We start from the raw sequence: 19982 nt of genomic DNA, 5'->3' as shown, positions 1-19982 counted from the left end.
CGATTGTTGTTGGAGCAGGCGCGCTTCCCCCACCCCCCCCGACCCGAACAGCGCGCGCCATTGGCCGGCCGGTTTTCCGGTCGGCCTTCTTTTTTATCAAGAAAGATCAGTAGTCTTTTTCGAAGAACACGCCGAGGCTCGAATCCCCATTCGAGCCGACGCTGCCGCGAGCCTTGAGATTATCCGTGATGTCGAGGTTGATCGTGCCGCGGGTCGTGCCCTTGGCTCCGGCCTCCACACCCAGATAGATGTTGTCCTGAATGTAGCGGCCGGCGCGAACGGCTGCATTGCCCTCGCTGTCGGTAACGACGTCCAGGTCATCGAGGCCGGCGGCGCTGCGCAGGGAGCCGAGGAGGGAGGTGTTGGAACCGCCCGCCAGCTCGGCAGCAGCAGCAGCCAGCTGAGCAATCTGGATCGCGGAAAGCTCATCGATGCCGCGATTGAAGATCAGGCGGGCAAGAACCTCGTCTTCGGGCAGCTCCGGTTGCGAGCTGAAGCTGATGTTCAGATCCGAAACGCGGCCCTTCACCATAATGAATACGATGATGTCGTTGCCTTGCGAGCGCGCCACGAAATCGAGTTGCGGATCGAGATCGCCGACCAGAGTGACCTCGCCCTCGTCGAAGGTGATGCGCTGGCCGATAATGGAAAGGCGGCCGCGGATCATCTTGAAGCCACCGACCGGCTGGATGTTGGTCACCGGGCCGGTGAGGCGGACCGTGCCGCCGAGTTCGGCATCGAGGCCGCGACCGCGCACGAAGATGCGTGCCGGCGCGCTGACCGTCACATTCATCTGCATGACACTTGGTCGGGCGGAGGGCATCGGTGTTCCATCATCGGCGCGTGCGCGCTCCAATGTGCGTTTCACGGCCGGCGGCGGATTGATGTGCCGCACCTGGATGGAGGCCGCACCGCCAGACAGGTTTTCAGGTACGACGATCTCGGCGCGCGCAATGTCGATATTGCCCGACAGAAGCGGGTCGAGGGTGAGGGGACCCGTTAGTGACAATGCGCCATTCACCGTGGCGGTGACCATTTCGCCATCGGTGTGGCGAGCGCCATCCAGCTGGATGCGCAGGTCCGCCGGGAACCCGGATGCAGCGTTCGTCGACACATTGCCCGAAACCGAGATGCGACCGCCGGCCGCCAACGCTGCCGAACCTTCGCTGATCGATATGCTGTCGCCGGCAATGCTGGCGGCAAGGCGAACGTCGTTGATGCGCAGGTTCGTCAGGGGATCGACCGCAGCAGCGTTCGTGGTGGTAACGGTGCCGTTGATGATCGGTTTGTCGAGGCTGCCATTCACCGTTGCGTTGGCGGAAACGGTACCCGAAAGCTGCGTGCCACGGTCGGCCAGGGCGCGATTGGCGATGGACAGGGGGGCCGTTCCTGCAACATTGAGGGCAAGGCCTGGACCGTTGAGCGGAAGCGTGCCGCTTGCCGTAACGTTCAGCCCGGAAGGTCCGCTCGCCGTCAGGTTGGACAGCGTCACGCGGTTATCCGCGAAGCGGCCGTTTGCAGCCATCTGAAGAGGGCCGACACCGGCGCCCGACAAAGCTGCTGCACCAAGCCCTGTCGCACGCAGGTCAAATTCCGCCTTAGGGGAGGAGAGTTTGCCGCGCACATCGGCCGTGCCGGTCAACTGACCCGAAAGGTTCTGCCCTTTGGCAACCCGGTTGAGAACAGCAAGTGGAAAAGCTTCGAGCGCTATGTTGAGCGACAAGTCGCCGTTGTCCAGGGGCACGCCCCCGCGCGCGCTGGCGCGCAGGCCCTCAGGGCTGACGACGTTCGCGTCGATGGCGAGCCGTTCATTCGTGGTGCTGCCACGGGCATCCACGTTGAGCGTGCTCAGACCGGCCTGACGAAGCAATGCAGATGCGATTTCGCGGCCCGTCATATCGAATGAGATCTGCGGGCTTTCCCGGGTGCCTTCGACGCGGGCATTGCCGTTGAGCATGCCACCCATAGAGAGATCGGGGCGGATTGCATTGGCGATGGACAGGGGGATGCGTTCAAGGGCAACCGTCAGATCGAGCGTTTCGGTGACGCGCCCGGCTGCATTCAACCGCCCGCCGGCTATGTCGAGCGCTAGCGGGTCAAGGGTGAAATTGTTGCCTTCGACGAGCATGGAAGCGGGGTCGACGAGGTGGGCCTCGAGCTGTCCCTGCTTGAGGGAAAGGGATGAAAGCCCGATGCGATAACCTTCGCCTTCGGGTGACAGCGAGCCGTCCGTTTCAAGCCTCGTTCCCTGCGCAAGAACGGCGGTGCCGGAGAAATTCGTCTTCTGACCGCTGTGGTCTGCTTTTGCTTCAAAAGCGGAAATATCGAGATTGGCGGCCTTGATGCCGCGCCCGGCGATTTCGCCGGCCACGACGGGGATGCCGAAGAGATCGTCGACGGTGGCGGAAAGGTCGGCGCTGGAGATCGCCGTTTCGTTGATGGAAAGCCCCTCGATCCCGGCAGTCGCGGTTGCGGTCTGGCGCCCGTTTTCCGGGGCGAGCCTGATATCGGCCTTCACGGCGCCCCTTGCATCCTGGAGGAAAAGGGCGGCTGCGGTGGAGATATCTGCTGCATCGATGCGCACTGCGCCATCCAACATGCCGTTGGCGTCCTGACCGATATCGCCGCTGGCCGCTGCCCCGCCTGCGCGGAAGGAAAAGCCGGTCAGCTGCTTTTTCTTGCTGTCGAGCAAAACGTCACCTGCCAGCTCGACCCGCTCGCCCGACAGGAAGCCATCGCCGGCAATCTTGCCCGTCAACGTTCCCTTTTCGAGCTGGCCATCGAAGCCCAGGAGACCGTCTGTGAGGTCGCGGCTGGAGAGGGTGGCGCGCGGTGCCTTGGCGCTGAAGGTGAGATTGATGCGTCCTTCAGCGCCTTCGGCGCGGCCGACCGCCGTCAGCGGGCCGCTGGCGCGGGGCGAAAGATCTGCCATGTCGGCAAGGGCGGCGTCGAACTGGAAGTTGGCGGTGTCGCTTGCGAATGTACCGTCGGCTTCGAGCGTGAGCTGCTCATTGGCGAGCTTAAGCTTGCGGGCTGTGATGCCCTCCGGGCTGCGGGCGATCCCGCCGTCGATGCGGGTCACGCCGGCAAGCAGATTGCCTGCAGCCTCGTTTTCGATGATGAGGTCTGTTGCCGTTCCGTCGAGCATCAGATCGAAGCTGCCGCTGATTGGCTTTACCGAGCCGCTTGCGGCCAGATCGACAGCGCCGGCGAGCGCTTGTCCGGCAAGGGCGGAGAAGGGGACAAGACTTGCAGCCTTGACGTCTATGTCTCCGTTGAACGCGAAATCGTCCACCTTGCCCTTGAGCGCAAGCGCCAGCCCATTGGCAGCAAGGCGAGCCTGTTCGATGTCGACCGGCGAGCCGGCGTGCCAGTCTCCGCGCGCGTCGAGCGTCAGTGTTTCGCCAAGAGCCTCGCCGATTTCCGGGCGGCGGGCCTTTATCTGCGAGATAGCGCCATCGAGCTCGAAACTGATGCGCCGATCTGCCGGTGCATGCAGGTTTTGGGCGAGGCCACCCATGGTGAGTTGCGCCTTGCCCGCCGCGAAGTCTGTGGTTTGAAGAGCGTCGATATCGAGACGGCCGCTCCAGCGTTGCGAGCCGGCCTCACCGAATGTGACGTTGAGATCGGCTGTATTGAGGGATGTATTGCCGCCTGCGACCGGCAGAAGAACCCGTCCGCCCCGCGGATCGGCGATGCGCGCGCTCAGCGACAGTGCGGTGAGGAAGCCGTCTCCATCGGTCTCGGAGGCCGCTTCAAGGCGCATGGCTGCGCTGGAGAGCTCGAGGTTTTCGATGAGAAGTCCACCAGTCTCCTTGGAGACGCCGTTTGCCGAAAGCGTGGTTTCGTCGCCGAAGAAACTGCGGAACTCGGTGGGCATCAGGCGGGCGATGTCGCCTTCCAGGCGCGCCGAAAAACCCAGACCCTCGTCGCGTCCGCGAAGCTGGGCAAGGCCGGTCACCGTCTGGTTTCCAGCCGTTTCAAGCGCGAGATTCAAGTCGAGCGTGTCAAGCGGCCCGTTGCCCGAAAGCGTCAATCTCAGAGGAGGGCGTCCCTCGATGTTGAGCAGGTTGGCGACCACGCCATCGGCCGGCTCGTTCAGGGTCAGGTCGAGGGCAAGGACGCGGGTCTCATTGGAGAATGCGGTTGCGAGCTGGAAGTTCCCGCCGGGGCCATCCAGACGCTTGATATCGAGCGTCGTGTCGAGATTGCCGCTTTCAAGTTTCAATTTGCCGCCAAGGCTCAGTTCCGCGGCGAGGCCGAAAACGCTTTCGCCAAACGTTGCTGAGGCGATTTCCAATTGCTGGAGATCGATGGCGAGCGGCAATTCAGGGATTTCGAACGCCCTCGATTCGGGTGCGGGTAGACCTTCATCGGGCAGGGGGCGACGCAGGACCTCGATCTGTTCAGCCGCAAGGCGCTGCACGTCCAGCCTCTGGCGAAGGATCAGTGTCGAACGGCTCCAGTCGATGGCCGCATTGCGGATACGCAGCCATACGCCCTCGCGGTCGGCGATGGTGATTTCGCCGATCACGGCCTGCGAAGACAGAACCCCCTGAATGCCTGAAATCCTGATCTGGCGGTTGGGGGTGGAAAGCTGGTCTTCCAGAAGACGCGTGAAGAAGGAGCGTTCCTCCTCGGGAGAGGCATCGCTTGCGGGAGCACTGTCCTGCGCCATGGCCGGCAGGAGCAGGACGAAAAGAGCGAGTGCTGCAAGAATCCGGGTCAAAACGCTTGTCCTATCCCGACATAGAAGGCGACGCTCGGATCTCCCGATCGGCGATCGAGGGGGACGGCGACATCAAGGCGGATGGGACCAAGCGGGGTGAGGTAGCGCAAACCGCCGCCAACACCGATCCGCACATCCTCGGAGAAGTCTGGATAGGGCTCGGCGCTCACCGCGCCGGCGTCGATGAAGGCCACAACCCCGATACTGTCCGTCACGCGTGCGCGTAGCTCGGCGGAAGCTTCAACCAGCGAACGTCCGCCGGCAATGCCTGAAGGTGTTTCCACACCGATATTGCGATAGGCATAGCCACGTACGGAACCGCCGCCGCCGGCAAAGAAGAGTTTGTCTGGCGGTGTTTCGTCAATCGGTGCTCCCACCAACGCGCCGATCTTGGCACGTCCGGCAAGCACGAAGCGCCCATCGCTGCCGAAATCCTCATAGGCGCGGCCTTCAAGCATCATGCGGGCGGCGAGATTGCCATATTCCATTTCATAGAACGGTTCGGCCGTGATCTCGGCCAGGAAGCCGGTGGTTGCGTCGGCCGGGTTGTCACGGCTGTCGTAGGTGACTGTTCCGGCAAGCCCTATCGTGGTGAAGTCACGGGTTCCGAAATCGTCTTCGAAGCGGGCTCGACCTGCGTTCACAAAAAGACTACCCGAAAATTCCTTCGAGAATTCATGGCGGAAGCCAGCCTCTGCCGTAACACCGGTGCGGGTGTAGCGCTCCAGGACCTCTCGGTCACCGAATATTGAGGCCTGGAAATCGGTGTCCGGCGTGTAGACGCCAGGCTTCAGGAAGGTGGCGCCGACGCGATAGGTCAGGTCTTCCGGCTTGAATGTGTTGACGAGGCCAGAAACCTTGCCTTCGAAACGTAACCGTTCCGCTCGCCCGAACAGGTTGCGGTGCATCCAGTAAGCTTCCATGCCGAGCCCGTCGAGCGTCGAATAGGTGCCGCCAACGCCGAAGCGGCGGGGCAGGCGTTCCTGCACGACGAGGGAAAGGGGCAGCATTCCGTCAGGGCCGATCTCGTCGGCCTCCTCGATTCGGGCGGAGCGGAACACTTCGAGCTTCGACAAACGTTCGCGCGCGCGGGCGATGTCGTCGGGGTCGTATTCGCGACCGGGAACGAGGCCTGTCTGGCGGGCCACGAATTCGGGGTCCATCCGCTCGGTGCCGCTGACGGTCACGCCGCCATAATAGGCCTTGCGACCGGGTTCGACGGTCAGGACGGCGTCAATCGTATCGCTGTCATGGGCGGCGGTGACGCGGCGCTCTATGACTTCGGCTTTCGCATGGCCTTGCTGCCGCCATGCCTCGACCGCCAGTCTTCCTGCCTGCAGGATCGTGCCCGAAGGCGCCGGCTTCCCAGGAGCGAAGCCTTCATCAGCCGGATCGTCGACGCGGTCGTTCCTGCTTGAGGCAGGCGGAGCCTTGTTGACGATCTCAGCCTGGCGAAAGTTGAATGTCGGCCCCGGATTGACATTTATGAGGATCGTGGCGGGATTGGCGAGGTTCGCATCTATCGGCAGATCGGATGCCTCACGCCCGTCGATGGTGATGCTTATCGACCCGCCATAACGTGCATCCGCATAGAGCGTGTTCAGGAGGCGGCTGTAATCCCCGCGCGCCTTGACGATAAGGCCTGCCGCGCCAGATGCCGGCTTTTCGCGGTCCGCCCACAAGGTTGAGGTCCCTTTGAGGGATTTCTCAGCCTTGTCAGCCTCTTCGGGCAGCACGAAGTCGATCGTGTAGTTCCACGGTTCGCCGATCGTGTCTTCCTGCTCGGCGGCCTTGTCGCGACCGAAGAGTTTCAGGCCAAAGAGTTCGAAAGCATTGGCGGGAGGCTGATGGGTGACAACAAGCAGCGCAGCTGCCAAAGCCGCGCTCGCAATTGTGCGCACCGTCGCTCTGGCGGCATTCCCACTCAATACACTCTCCTTGCCAACCTAAGCCGCATCTTCGGTCATGAGCGTTGACGTGACGTTAACGATAAAATCCGGGTACACGCCTGCTTTAAAACACAAAGGTGCCATGGCTCCAATCCCTTGCCAGCTCAGTATGAGAAATGTGGCCTAATGGGGGTGTTATTGGAAATAAACGCGCAAATGGCCCTAGCCCGGTCCCTGCAGACCTTTTGGAAGATGAAATCAACGCCGTGAGAGATCCGAACGGGTCTGGCTGCACGCGGCAACAGCAAAGCCTTTTGCAGGGCAGGGAAGCGATTCGATGAAAGAAGAAACTGCCGCGGTTGAAGCCGGGCAAGCAGCGGAAAAGCGGGTGCCACGCAAAAGGGCAAATCCGTCCCAGGATGCAGGGCAGGCCGAGCGTTATGCCGCGCGTCAGGGACGGACCGTTTATCTTGTCGATGGAGCACGCACACCATTCCTGAGGCTCTATGGGAAACCGGGCCCTTTTACTCCCAGCGACCTTGCCGTCCAGTGCGGGCGGCCTTTGCTGTTGAGGCAAGGGTTCTCGCCGGAGGATTTCGACGAGGTCGTCATGGGGTGCGCGAATACCATGCCGGATGACAGCAATCCTGCCCGCAATGTGGCGCTGCGCTTGGGCATGGGGGAAACGATGTCCGCCTTTACCGTCAAGGCCAATGGCGGATCCGGCATGCGGGCCATCGACCTTGCGTTTCGGGCAATCGAGGCGGGGAGGGCCGATCTGGTGCTGGCGGGGGGAGCGGATGCCCCCTCACACTGTCTTTTAAGAGAACCAGCGCCGAGCTCCGCGGAAATTGCCGAGGCACATGCCATGGGGCATCGGGTGGAGGATGCGGCTTATTTCTTTGGGATTTCAAGGGAAGCTGCCGATGCGTTTGCGCTCGAAAGTCACCGCCGGTGTGCGAAGGCTGCAAAGAGCAACGCTCTTGAAGGCGAACTTGTGCCCGCAGTCGACCGCAGCGGCAATCTCTATGAGGCGGACGAGACGGTTCAATATGACGGTTCCGTGGAAGCGCTGGCCGCTTTGCCTCCCGATTTTGAGAACCCCTATGGGCGGGTGACGCGCGGCAATGCTGCTCCGCTCGCGGACGGCGCCTGCTGGCTGATTCTGGCGTCGGCCCAGGCGGTCAAGGCGCATAAATTGAGCCCACTTGCGCGGATCGTGGACAGCGAATGGCTCGCTTTGCAGCCCGCAAACGCAACGATCGCACCGACGGTTTGCGTGAATGCCCTGTTGCGCAAACGCGATCTTTCGGGGAGCGATGTCGATCTGTGGGAAATGAACGAGATGTTCTCGGCTCAGATATTGGCGTGCCTTGCCGCGTGGGAAGACAAGGATTTCTGCAGGGAAACGCTGGGCCTCAAGACTGCGTTCGGTCGCATCGACCGGAAGAAGCTCAATGTGGATGGTGGGGCCATCGGCCTTGGACACCCGTTTGCCGCCAGCAGCAGTCGCGTCGTTCTTCATCTCGCGAATGCCATTCGGCAACGTGGTGTAAAACGTGGGCTTGCTGCCGAGGCTATCAGCGACGGTCAGGCGGGCGCCATTCTTTTGGAGGCAGTGTGATGATTTCTGCAGATACGGCCATGAAAATCTATACGGACGTCCGCACTCTGGCGCTTGGTCCGCAAGGCAAATCTGTTCTGGCAAGCCGGCACTGGCGCCTGGTTCAGGATGCCAACCAGATCGTCTGGCTTCTCTTCGATTTTCACGGGGCCGAAACGAACCGGGTTTCGGATGCTGTTCTTGCCGATCTCGATCTTTGCCTGGCCAAGATCGAAGCTATCCGGCCCGCAGGGCTCGTGCTGCGGTCGGCCAAGAAGAGCGGATTTGCGGAAGGCCTCGATATCGCTGAACTGCGAGATCTGGGCGGAATAGCAGAAATAGAGGCCATGGCGATGCGCGGGCATGAAGTGCTCGACCGGTTGGCGGCACTTCAGATGCCTACGGTGGCGGTTGTACACGGGCACTGTCTTGGCGCCGGGTTGGAGATTGCACTTGCCTGCAAGAGCCGCATTGCCATCGAAGGCGCCAGATTGGGCTTTCCCGATATCCATCTGGGGCTTCATCCCGGACTTGGAGGTACGGTACGCCTGCCGATGGTGGTCGGAACATCCGAAGCCCTGACGATGATGCTCGAAGGCGAACTTTTGAATGCAAGGGCCGCGCTCGATGCGGGGCTGGTCGATGCCGTCATCGAGGAACGCCATGTGGAAAATGCGATTTCGACTGTTGTCGCAGAGGGTGGAGCCCGTCACGCGCGGCGTGTCTCACAGGCCTCGTTATTTCCGGGGATGCGTACGCTGACAGCGCATCAGATACGCTCGAAACTGAGTGCAGGAAAACCGGAGAAGAGCTATCCCGCACCTTACAGGTTGATCGACCTGTGGCAGAGCCGTTCTTCGCGGCAAAAGGGCATGCAAAAGGCGGAGATCCAGTCCTTTGCGAGGCTTTTGGACGGTGGCACAGCTCGCAATCTGATCCGCAATTCGCTGCTGCGGGATGGGCTGGTAGAAAGCGGAAAGGGAGCTTCAGGCATACAGCGGGTGCATGTGATCGGGGCTGGCGCAGTCGGTGGCGATATTGCCGCCCTGTGCGCTGCACACGGATATGATGTCACTTTGAATGATCAGAACCCTCGCGCGATTGCTGACGCCATCGGTCGGGCAAGTCACCATTTTGAAAATACTTTTGGTGACAAAGCGGAGCGGGAAAGGTCCTTCGACAGGTTGATGCCGGACTTTTCCGGCAGCGGGCTCGCCAAGGCCGATCTCGTCATCGAAGCCCTGCCGGAAGACCTCGAAACCAAGAAAGCCGTTCTTCAAAGCGTTGTTTCGGGCTTGAAACAAAGCGCGCTTGTTGCCACCACAACGGCAGGTATTCCCCTTGAACTTCTCTCAGAGGGATTGCCGCGGGCCAACCGGCTTGTGGGTGTTCATTTTCTCGTACCCGTTCTGCAGACGGAACTGACGGAGATCATCGTGCACAAGCGAGCCTCCTTCGAGGCGCTGGAAATAGCACAAGCATTCTGCGGGAGCCTTGATCGTCTGCCGGCCCAGGTGAAAAGTTCGCCTGGTTTTCTCATCAACCGTGTGTTCATGCCCTATTTCCTGGAAGCCATGATCATGCAAGAGCAAGGTGTCAGCCGGGAACTGATCGACAAGGCCGCCAGGGAATTCGGTATGACGATGGGGCCGATCGAGTTTGCTGACTGGATCGGTCTTGACGTCTGTCTGGAGGCGATAAGGGCGATGGATGAAGGCGGCCCGAGCGAGTCACAGATCCCGGTCGCGCTGGCGGAAATGGTTTCGAAAGGGGAAACGGGCATGGCGGCGGGCCAAGGGTTTTATCGCTACGACAAGACCGCAGAACCCGTGCGCAAGAAGGTAACCACCGACACGCACCCCGCCGTTATCGACCGTCTTATCCTGCCGATGGTCAATGCCTGCGTTGCCTGTCTGCGCGAAGGGGTGGTGGCGGAAGAGGAAGTTCTCGACATAGCCGTCGTGTCGGGATTGGGATTCGCTCCCTTCCGGGGTGGGCCGCTGCATTATGCGCGGGCACGCGGTCTTGCCGCGGTCATTTCCGAACTCGAACGCCTGCAACACAAATATGGCGACCGGTTTGCGCCCGATCCAGGCTGGATCAGGCTCGGTATCGGCGGAAGCAGGCCGCAGGACCTGCTTCTTCTGGAACCTGACAGCATCTCCACGCTTTTTCTTACAGCAAAGACGGAAGAAGCAGGAGGTACAAATGCCCGCAAGGTCGAAAGCCCAGCAAAAAGCAGCGGGAACAGCACTCGCCGCAAAACGCGGGGAACGCGCAAAGTCAAAGCTGAAAGGCGCGTCGCTGGAGATGTTTAACACTATGAGCGAGAAGGAACTCGAGGAGTTGGCTGAAAGCAAACGCCAGGGTCTTCCCGAGCATAAAAGCGATTGAATTGAGGATCGGATCGTTTCTCCTTCTCAGCGAGAAAAGCGGGAACGACCCGATTCCAATTCCTGTGGTCCTGGAGTTGCCGATTCGGGGGGCTGGTGGCTTCAGCGGGTGGCCAATTTTTCGCCTGCGAACCTGCGTATGCGTTGAGCTGCCTCACGCAGTACCTCTTCTTCCTGGCAAAGCGAGATGCGGATATGACCGTTGGCCGCTTCGCCGAAACTTGCGCCCGGCATTACGGCAACATTCTCGGCTGCCAGAAGGTCCCAGGCGAATTTTTCGCTGTCTTCCTCCACCGCGCGGATGTCGAGCATCACATACATACCGCCTTGTGAGCCACGGACGATGACGCCGTTCATGCCGTGTATAGCATCGAGGAATGCGTCTCTGCGCCTTTTATAGCGTTCTGCAATTTCCTTCACGCCAAAGCCGTTTTCCACGGCTGCGATGGCCGCACGCGACACGAAATCGGGGATGCCGTAGGTGGCGACCAGGTTCAGGTTTGTCATGACCGCGATCATTTCGGCAGGTCCCGTCAACCATCCTATGCGCCAACCGGTCATGCCGTGGCTTTTCGACAGGGAGTTGATGACCAGCGTACGATCCTTCATGCCGGGCAGGGAGCGGGGCGAAACATGGTCCACGTCGGCACGGATGGTCCAATAAACCTCGTCTGAGAGAAGCCACAGATCGCGCTGACGGCAGATTTCCGCGATCTGCTCCATGGTGCTGCGCGAGTAGATCGCGCCCGTGGGATTGTTCGGCGAGTTGATGAGGATGGCGCGTGTGTCGGGTTCGAGGGCCGCTTCGATCTCTTCGAGCCGCGGCTCGAAACCGTTTTCTGCATAGGTTTCGATTTCGGTGTAGCGTCCGCCGGCAGCGCGAACCGTTCCGGGGTAGGTCGCATAATAGGGAGAGACGATCACCGCATGCGAACCCGGATCGAGAATGCCTTGGAAGGCCGCATACAAGGCGCCCTGACCACCAATGGTGACGAGGACTTCGTCGGCGCTCGTTTCCACGCCCGTGCATTCCTGAGATAATTTCGCGAAGCCTTCACGCAGGCGGGGAAGGCCGGGCAGCTGGGTGTAGTGGTGATAACCCGCACGTACGGCCTCCACACAGGCCTCGACGGTTCCCTCCGGCGTATCAAAATCATGATCGCCGACCGATAACATGATGATCTTGTCGCCGGCTTCCTTGCGCGCAAGCGCTGCGAAATGAACCTCCCAGCCATTCTTGCCGGAGGGAACGATATGGGAAATGCGTGCTGAAGGCTGGGGCATGGGACACTCTTGCAAATATGATCCGTCAAATATTGCCGGGAGGCGACGGTTTTGGCGTCGGAAACTTCTTGAGTGTGGGTTCTATCAAAGGAGCCGGAGAGGCGGTAGCTGCTATTGCCAGCCGGGTATACGACCATTTGCTGAAACCATTTTTTCGCTTCATTCCTCCTTATTAGCGAAGCGCGGATAGGTGATTTCCTTGCAAACTGCCGCTTGCAACAAGCCCGGTGTGGCAATATTGCAGGCCGTTTCATCCTGTGGATCGAGCGAAAGGAACAGCCATGCTGGCCCGGAAGGGGAATGGTGGCGCAATGAATAGGGAAGCGGTGGACGAGGCTCTCACCTCTCGCCGGTCCGTGCGCGCCTTTTTGCCGGACCCGGTGGATGACGAGACCATCGGCGAGATCATGCAGGTTGCAGCGCGGGCTCCCTCCGGTACGAACATGCAGCCGTGGAAGGTCTATGTGGTTTCAGGAGAGCGCAAGGAAGCGCTTTCGCAAGCCATTCTCGCCAGTGGGGTGCGGCCGGAGAAGATCGAGTGGGACGAATACAAATACTATCCTGACAAGTTCTTTGAGCCATATCTCGCGCGTCGCCGCGCCGTTGGTTACGCCCTTTATACGCTTCTTGGAATCGGGCGGCGGGAGGTGGAGCGCATGCGCGCGCAACATGACCGCAACTTCACTTTCTTCGATGCGCCTGTCGGCCTGATCTTTACCATCGACCGCCGTCTCAATGTCGGTTCGTGGCTCGATCTCGGCATGTTCGTTCAATCGGTGATGATTGCCGCCCGGGCGCGTGATCTTCACACGTGTCCGCAGGCCGCCTTTGCGCCTTATCATCGTGAAATCAGGCCGTTATTGAACATTCCCGATGAAGAGATCGTGGTTTGCGGCATGGCGCTCGGGCATGAGGATACGAGCAAGCCCGAAAATGCACTGCGCAGCGAGCGGGCGGCGCTGGAGGAGTTCGTCTCTTTCGTTCGCTAGAATTCCGCACATTCATTCGGACGTCGACGATGAATGATCCTGCGATTGCGAGATGCTTCGCAGCGTTTGCCCCTTGTTGCGGCACGTCTCGCTTGCTTACAAAAATGTAATTTCCCGGCAAGATTGCCGTAATGTTGATCCTGTCATTCTCCGTTCATTCCCTGCCGCTCATCCAAGGCGGCTCCCCTTTACGAGGAGACTGACATGAAGACCAAGATCCTGCTCTCGGCACTCGCTGCGACGCTCATCGCCGGCTCTGCGGCTGTTGCCCAGAACGGACCTGGAAACGCCACTCCGCCGGCTGCGGCGGAACAGGGTGGCCCGATGAAAGGCCCCATGGGCGGCCAGATGAATGGCCAGATGAATGGCAAGGGCGGTGGCCGGATGGCTCATCTCGATAGCGATGGCGATGGTGCGATTTCGCTCGAGGAGTTCTCCAGCATGCGCCTTGAGCAGCTGAAGGCTGCCGACAAGGATGGCGACGGCGTGCTTTCCGAGGCAGAGCTTCAGGACCATGTCCAGCAGCGTGAGTTGGAACGCAAGGCCCGGCACGCGGCACGCCGTCTGGATGTTGATGGCGACGGCAAGGTGACGATCGCCGAGATCGAAGGGTTGCAGAAAAAGCGTTTCGCTCTGATGGATGCCAACAATGACGGCAAGATCGAGCAGGACGAGATGCGTCGCGGTTTCCGGATGATGGCGGATGCGCGCGGCGGCCGCGATGGCCACGGAATGCGTGGTGAAGGTCGCGAAATGCACCAGAAAGGCGGCCGCTGGGGTGGTGACTGGCGTGGCGGAAAGCATGGCGGTGGCCAGGGCCGCGGCATGAACCAGGCTGCTCCCGACGCCGAAACGGGCACATCCAACCAGTAGGATCTGCGACCTTCCAGAAATCCGGGAAACCTGCCTCGAGTTTCGGCGGGTTTCTCCCGGTCCCGGACCAAGACCCCGGGTAAGAACGGGCCACCGTCCCCCAATGGTGGCCCGTTCTCTATTACGGAGGTTGTTTCGGGGATAGAGGACGTGTCTGCGGGCGATTTTACTTGAATTGCGGACAGGCATGTGGAGGGTTGCGGGAAGTGCTTGCCGTGCGGGCCGCGCTCGGGCAATGTCACGGCGACGAACCGCGCGGCGGTTTACAGTCGACCCTTTCTTTCAGAAACCGCCGACATCGTGACACGCTTTATTTCAGTTTCTCCGTTTTCCGCATTCCTCGCCATTGTGCTCGGGTTGTTTCTGAGCGTTTCTGCATTTGCGCAGGACGTTCAGAACCTGGTCGCCAGCCAGCGTGAGGTTATCACCTCGGTCGAGCAGCAGGTGGACAAGCTCGCCGCTCAGGTGAACGACCAGGTGACGGATGACGCCAAGCTGGTGGATGTTCGTGTCGAGCTTGAGCGCCTGGCTCGCGAACTCTTCGATGCTAGCCTTGCCTTCCGTCCACGTCTTACCGAAGTCAACACAAGGCTCGAACAGCTCGGTGCTCCGCGCGGGGAGGGGGAACCTGCCGAACCGGAGGAAGTGACGGCGGAGCGGACGCGGCTTCTGGATGAGAAGGCGAGCTTCAATGTTCTGATCGGGGATGCCGAACGGCTTTCCGTCCGGATATCGGGCGTGATCGACAAGATCGCACAGATGCGGCGCGATCTGTTCGCGCGCACGCTCTCGCGCCGCTACGATATCACCGCAGCCCTTGGCACAGACGTGCTTGGCGAATTCACACAGGAACTGGGCAAGGTCTACAAGACAGTATCTGCCTGGGTCAGTTTCACGGTCAAATACCGGCTGAAGCCTCTTCTGGGGGCGGGTTTCCTGGCGGTTCTGGCCGCGCTCTGCCTGCAGTTCGGCGGACGCCGCCTGTTTGGGGATTTCGTCAAACCCGATCTTGCCGACGAGAACCCGACTTATCTCAGCCGCCTTTCGGTGGCCCTGTTCTCGACGCTCGTTCCCTCGGCCTCCTTCGCCGTGTTTCTGGCGTCGTCCTATTATTTCCTCGATTATTTCCGGTTGCTGAGGGTCGATATTGCTCCGCTGCTTTGGGCATTCTTCACCGTCATCATCCTTGTCTATTTCGTCTACAAGCTGGCACGTGCCATTCTCGCGCCACGCATGGCAAACTGGCGCCTGTTGCCGGTGCGTACGGATGCGGCACGATGGCTGGTGGTGCTTGCAACGCTGACGGCCGCAGTTACCGGCTTCGACCATTTCATGGACCAGGTCTATCTGCAGCTGAACTCCCAGCTGTCCCTGACCGTGGCCTCCAGCCTTGTCGCGACCGTCGTGGTGGGCCTCCTCGTAATGCTGATCGGCGGCGTGAGACCGCTGAACGACGTGGAGGGCAGGCCGCGGCACTGGCCAATGAAATTCCGTTATCTGCTGTTTTTGATGGGTGGGGTCATCATCGCGGCGGCGTTGCTTGGCTATATCGGCTTTGCACGGTTCATCTCGCAGCAGGTTGTCGTAACCGGCGCCATCGTCGCGACAATGTATATCGGTTTCCTCACTTCCGGCGCGATCACCACGGAGGGGGCCTTCGCCAAGTCGTGGCTTGCGCGCAAGCTCGAACGCTATTCGGCGTTCGATGACACCACGCTTGACCAGATCGGGCTCGGGCTTGGAATGCTCATCAATGTCCTGGTGGTGGTGATGGGCGTGCCTCTGATCCTCCTGCAATGGGGCTTTCGCTGGGCCGACCTGACGGCGTGGGGCTACCGGATGGCGGGACCGATCCAGATCGGATCCCTGTCCTTTTCGGTCATCGGTATCCTGACGGGCATTCTGGTCTTCATCCTTGGCTATTTCTTCACGCGCTGGTTCCAGGGGTGGCTTGACGGTTCGGTCATGTCACGAAGCCGCATGGATTCGGGCGTGCGCAACTCCATCCGCACGGGCGTTGGCTATGTGGGGCTTGTGCTTGCGGGGTTGATCGGCGTTTCCGCCGCCGGCATTAACCTGTCCAACCTGGCGCTGGTGGCCGGTGCACTTTCGCTCGGTATCGGTTTCGGCCTCCAGAATATCGTGTCGAACTTCGTTTCCGGCCTGATTCTGCTCGCCGAACGGCCCTTCAAAGCGGGTGACTGGATCGTGGCGGGCGGCGTTTCCGGCACGGTGCGCAAGATTTCGGTTCGGGCAACCGAGATCGAGACTTTCCAGCGGCAGACGGTCATTCTTCCGAATTCGGAACTGATCAACGCCGCTGTCGGAAACTGGACACACAGAAACAAACTCGGGCGTGTCGAGATACCCATCGGGGTGGGGTATGCCTCCGATGCAAGGCGCGTTCACCAGATACTTCTCGATATCGCGAAAAGCCATCCGATGGTTCTCAGGAACCCGGAGCCCTTCGTGCTGTTTGCCGGTTTCGGCGCGTCCTCGCTCGACTTTGAGGTTCGCGTCTACCTCTCCGACATCACGACGCAGGTGACCGTTCAGAACGACATCCGCTTTGCAATTCTTGAAGCCTTTGCAGAAGAAGGAATCGAAATTCCGTTTCCGCAGCAAGATGTGCATGTGCGGTCGGGCAGGTTGGAGATCGACACGGGCGCTCAGGCCGCGAAGGAAACGGCAAAGCCGGTCGCGAATGAGCATGCCGTCGAACCGCAGCCGTCCGAAGCCGGCAAACGGCGCCGTCGCAAGATCGATCCCGAATAGGCTGAAAAAGCACTTTCTGAACCGGGCGTTCAGTTGCCGTTCACGTTGAATGCCCTATAAGTTCAAGCGAAAAGAGGCAAAGGCCTCGCTGAAAACAGGGGCGGTGGCAACACCGATGGAGCCTATGAAAAAATTTATCCTGGCGGCGGCTGCGCTGCTCATGGCTGGTGGTGCCGCGATTGCGGCCAGCGCCGTGAACCGGGACAGCGAGCCGCGGACACTGGTGGTTACGGAAGGTGGCAGCCAGTCGGAACTGATTGTCGGCCCGGGCGAGACTGTCGAGTTCTGCAGCTCCGGTTGCTTCGTGACCATGCCGAATGGCGACCGCGAAGTGCTGACGGGTTCCGAGCGGATCGAGATTTCGGGCGGAACCGGCCGCATTCGCTGATTTTTCTGCCCGTTGCGGGATATTCCTGTCCCGCCAAGGAAAGGCCGCGTCAGACGCGGCCTTTTATTTGCTGTATTAGACAGTTATTAAGCCTGATTGCCGATTTCGTCTTTCCGGCGGTTGCCGAAAGGCCAGAGTTCAGAATTCCGAAGTCCATTTCGCCTATGCCCGTTTCTACGGTGGGAATGAAAGGGGGCTTTGATGGACGCGCGGACAGAACGCACTGCAGTACCGCTTGCTGTCGATCTGGATGGTACGCTGATTGCGACCGACTTGCTGTGGGAGAGTTTGTTTCTTCTTCTGCGGCAGCGGCCTCTTTGTCTTTTTCTTCTTCCATTCTGGCTTCTGGGCGGCAAGGCCCGGCTCAAATGCGAGATCGCCGAACGCGTGGAGATTGACGCGGGCGGCTTACCCTATCGGCAGAATCTTCTGAACCAGCTTGCCGAGGATCGCGCAGCAGGGCGCCATATCGTTCTTGCCACGGCGGCGCCGCGAAAGTTCGCAGAGGCGATTGCCAGGCATCTGGGCGTTTTCGATGCGGTGATTTCCAGTGAACCCGGGCGCAACATGGCGTCCAGGGTGAAACGCGACGCGTTGATCGAGGCCTTCGGGGACGGCGGTTTCGACTATGCGGGCAATAGCCGGGCCGACATCGCGGTGTTCGATGCCGCGCGAACCGCGCTGGTGGTGGCTCCCGACGGCGCTGCGGCGCGCTGGCACGCCCGCAATGGCGGCGAACTGATCGAAGGCGACAAGCCGAGCCCGCGCACCTATGTGAAGATGCTGCGCGCGCACCAATGGCTGAAGAATGCGCTGATCTTCGTTCCGATGATCCTGAGCCACGAATACTTCAATTCGGATATGTTCATTCCGGCCGTGCTCGCCTTCATCTCGTTTTCGGCGGCGGCTTCGGCGATCTACATTCTCAACGATTTCTTCGACCTTTCGCTGGATCGCCGGCACCCGACCAAGCGCAACCGTCCTTTCGCCAGCGGTGTGCTGTCGATTCCGTTCGGCTTTGTTGCCATGATCGGGCTTCTGGCGATCAGCGTCGGTATCGCGTTTCTGCTGCCGCCGCTTTATGGGATGGTCCTTGCCGCCTATCTGGTCGCGACCACAGCCTATTCGCTTGCCATCAAGCGCATGCTCCTTCTCGATGTCCTGATGCTGGCCGGTCTCTATACGGTCCGCATCCTGGCAGGCAGCGCGGCTACGGGCAGCGGCGTCTCCTTCTGGCTTCTGGCCTTCTCCGTCTTCTTCTTCCTGTCGCTGGCGCTGGTGAAGCGGTATGTGGAGCTGCGCGGCACTTCGTTGCAGGCGGGCGAGCGCATTGCCGGGCGCGGCTATCGGATCGAGGATCAGGAAGTCATTTCGCAGGCGGGTATGGCATCGGCCTTTTCCTCCGCGATGGTTCTGGCGCTCTATATCCAGAGCAGCGCTGTGCGCGAGCTCTATTCCATGCCCTGGCTTATTTGGCCGCTTTGCCCGATCGTGCTTTACATCACGATCCGGATCTGGGTGCTGGCGCGCCGCGACGAGATGCATGATGATCCGATCGTCTTCATAATCAGTGACTGGCGCAGCCAGTTGGTCGGTGCCTTCGGTGCGTTTCTTCTCTTCTATGCGGGGACGTGAAGGCATGACCGATCATTCCGCATTCGGGTTGGTGCGCCGTGGCAGGACACGGGTCCTTGAGGCAGGTGAGGCCGTCGAGGCGCTGAGTGCAGGCAAGCGCTTTCCCGAGACCGTTTTGCCCTATGGCAACGGGCGGTCCTATGGCGATACCTGTCTGAACGATGCGGGTGCGCTGATCGACATGCGTTCCATGTCGCGCATCCTTGCCTTCGATGCCGGCAGCGGTCTTCTGAGTGCCGAAACGGGCCTCATGCTGTCCGATCTCATCGCTTATGTGGCGCCGCGCGGCTGGTTTCCCGCCGTGGTGCCAGGCACGAAATTCGTGACGCTTGGCGGGGCTATCGCCAACGATGTTCATGGCAAGAACCATCATCGCCGGGGAACGTTCGGTTGCCATGTGGTGTCCCTTACGCTGTTGCGCTCCGATGGCTCGGTCAGCCGGTGCAGCGCCACGGAGAATGCCGAGCTATTTCGTGCGACGATTGGCGGAATGGGGCTTACGGGTCTCATCCTCAATGCCACAATTCGCCTGATGAAAGTCGCTGCTGCCGATGTGGACGAGCGGGTGCAGGGCTTCTCCGGTCTCGATGAATATTTCGACCTGGCCGAGCCGGCCGACGCGGAAAATGAATATGCGGTTGCGTGGATCGATCAGCTTGCTTCCGGCAGAAGGGCAGGGCGCGGTTTTCTTCTGACGGCCAACCATGCGGGCGAGGGCGCGCCGTTCCGGGCAGCACCCTTGCCCCGCCTGACGGTTCCCTTCAGGCCACCGGTGAACCTCATCAACCGTTGGTCTCTTGCATTGTTCAATCGTGCTTTTGCATGGTCGAAAGGCCGTGCCGAAGGCGTGCGGCGCTCCTCCTATGGCAGCTACTTCTTTCCGCTCGATGCGGTGGGACATTGGAACCGTCTTTATGGACCGCGCGGGCTTTTGCAGCATCAAAGCGTCATCCCGTTCGAAGCCGCACGCACCGTCATCCCTGCGATGCTGACGGCGGCACGCGAGGCGGGGCAAGCCTCGTTCCTGACAGTGTTGAAGCGTTTCGGAGAGATGGCGTCGCCCGGAATCCTGTCCTTTCCGCGCCCGGGCTATACGTTGACGCTCGATTTCTCGAATGCCGGCGATGTTACGGAACGGTTGTTCGAACGGCTCGATCGCATGACGGTCGATGCGGGTGGTGCGGTCAATCCCTACAAGGATGCGCGCATGGGCGCGGCGCTTTTTGCGGCTTCCTTTCCGCATTGGCGGGAGGTGGAGCGACTGCGCGATCCAAGTTTTCTCTCCGATTTCTGGCGGCGGACGGCGATGTGCCTCGATGCTGCTGGCGAGGGAGGCCGACATGCGGCCGAATAGAGTCGAAACAACGGCTTCAGGCCGGAAATTCATGCAATGGATGCAATTTTCCCGCAACGCTTCACGCTTT

Annotated in this window: 11 protein-coding genes and 1 pseudogene; 9 read left to right on the top strand and 3 right to left on the bottom strand. The window is 60.5% G+C overall.

Annotated elements, in window-relative coordinates:
• Positions 1–106: 106 nt before the first annotated feature.
• Positions 107–4729: a translocation/assembly module TamB domain-containing protein gene (locus NA8A_RS04675; protein WP_009756202.1), complete on the bottom strand. Its 4623-nt coding sequence runs from the start codon at positions 4727–4729 to the stop codon at positions 107–109.
• A complete protein-coding gene (locus NA8A_RS04670; RefSeq protein WP_009756201.1) occupies positions 4726–6657 on the bottom strand; it encodes an autotransporter assembly complex protein TamA in 1932 nt (643 codons plus the stop codon). Before NA8A_RS04670 ends, NA8A_RS04675 begins: the two co-directional genes overlap by 4 nt.
• A 298-nt stretch (positions 6658–6955) precedes the next feature.
• Here NA8A_RS04670 and NA8A_RS04665 point away from each other — a divergent pair, with 298 nt between their 5' ends.
• From NA8A_RS04665 to NA8A_RS24610, 3 genes and pseudogenes are all read left to right on the top strand, one after another.
• Positions 6956–8242 carry an acetyl-CoA C-acyltransferase gene (locus tag NA8A_RS04665; RefSeq protein WP_009756200.1) on the top strand — a complete coding sequence of 429 codons (1287 nt, stop codon included), beginning with the start codon at positions 6956–6958 and terminating at the stop codon, positions 8240–8242.
• Positions 8242–10020 (top strand): annotated as a pseudogene (locus NA8A_RS04660) (3-hydroxyacyl-CoA dehydrogenase NAD-binding domain-containing protein); the annotation flags it as partial. The gene NA8A_RS04665 and the pseudogene NA8A_RS04660, both read left to right, overlap by 1 nt.
• A 409-nt stretch (positions 10021–10429) precedes the next feature.
• Complete coding sequence (locus tag NA8A_RS24610; RefSeq protein ID WP_074896509.1) at positions 10430–10615, top strand: DUF3008 family protein; 186 nt, start codon at positions 10430–10432, stop codon at positions 10613–10615.
• Between the two features lie 101 nt (positions 10616–10716).
• On the opposite strand, the gene NA8A_RS04655 is transcribed toward NA8A_RS24610, so the two are convergent.
• The gene (locus NA8A_RS04655; RefSeq protein WP_009756198.1) at positions 10717–11898 is read right to left on the bottom strand and encodes a pyridoxal phosphate-dependent aminotransferase; all 1182 of its coding nucleotides are present in this window, start codon (positions 11896–11898) and stop codon (positions 10717–10719) included.
• 311 nt (positions 11899–12209) lie between these two features.
• Here NA8A_RS04655 and NA8A_RS04650 point away from each other — a divergent pair, with 311 nt between their 5' ends.
• The 6 genes from NA8A_RS04650 to NA8A_RS04625 all read left to right on the top strand — a co-directional run bounded on the left by NA8A_RS04650 (position 12210) and on the right by NA8A_RS04625 (position 19912).
• The gene (locus NA8A_RS04650) at positions 12210–12887 is read left to right on the top strand and encodes a nitroreductase (RefSeq protein WP_240532734.1); all 678 of its coding nucleotides are present in this window, start codon (positions 12210–12212) and stop codon (positions 12885–12887) included.
• 204 nt (positions 12888–13091) lie between these two features.
• Positions 13092–13760 carry an EF-hand domain-containing protein gene (locus NA8A_RS04645; protein ID WP_009756196.1) on the top strand — a complete coding sequence of 223 codons (669 nt, stop codon included), beginning with the start codon at positions 13092–13094 and terminating at the stop codon, positions 13758–13760.
• 300 nt (positions 13761–14060) lie between these two features.
• On the top strand, positions 14061–16535 hold the full coding sequence (locus NA8A_RS04640; RefSeq protein WP_240532733.1) for a mechanosensitive ion channel family protein: 2475 nt from the start codon (positions 14061–14063) through the stop codon (positions 16533–16535).
• A gap of 124 nt (positions 16536–16659) precedes the next feature.
• Positions 16660–16923, top strand: coding sequence for a hypothetical protein (locus NA8A_RS04635; protein ID WP_040671723.1), 264 nt, complete (start codon positions 16660–16662; stop codon positions 16921–16923).
• Between the two features lie 201 nt (positions 16924–17124).
• A complete protein-coding gene (locus NA8A_RS04630) occupies positions 17125–18558 on the top strand; it encodes a UbiA family prenyltransferase (protein WP_009756193.1) in 1434 nt (477 codons plus the stop codon).
• 4 nt (positions 18559–18562) lie between these two features.
• Positions 18563–19912: an FAD-binding oxidoreductase gene (locus NA8A_RS04625; protein WP_009756192.1), complete on the top strand. Its 1350-nt coding sequence runs from the start codon at positions 18563–18565 to the stop codon at positions 19910–19912.
• Positions 19913–19982 lie beyond the last annotated feature (70 nt).

Source organism: Nitratireductor indicus C115 (assembly GCF_000300515.1).
Classification (GTDB): Bacteria; Pseudomonadota; Alphaproteobacteria; order Rhizobiales; family Rhizobiaceae; genus Nitratireductor; species Nitratireductor indicus.
The sequence above is the reverse complement of the archived record's forward strand: the minus strand, read 5'-3'. Positions and strand labels throughout refer to the sequence as shown.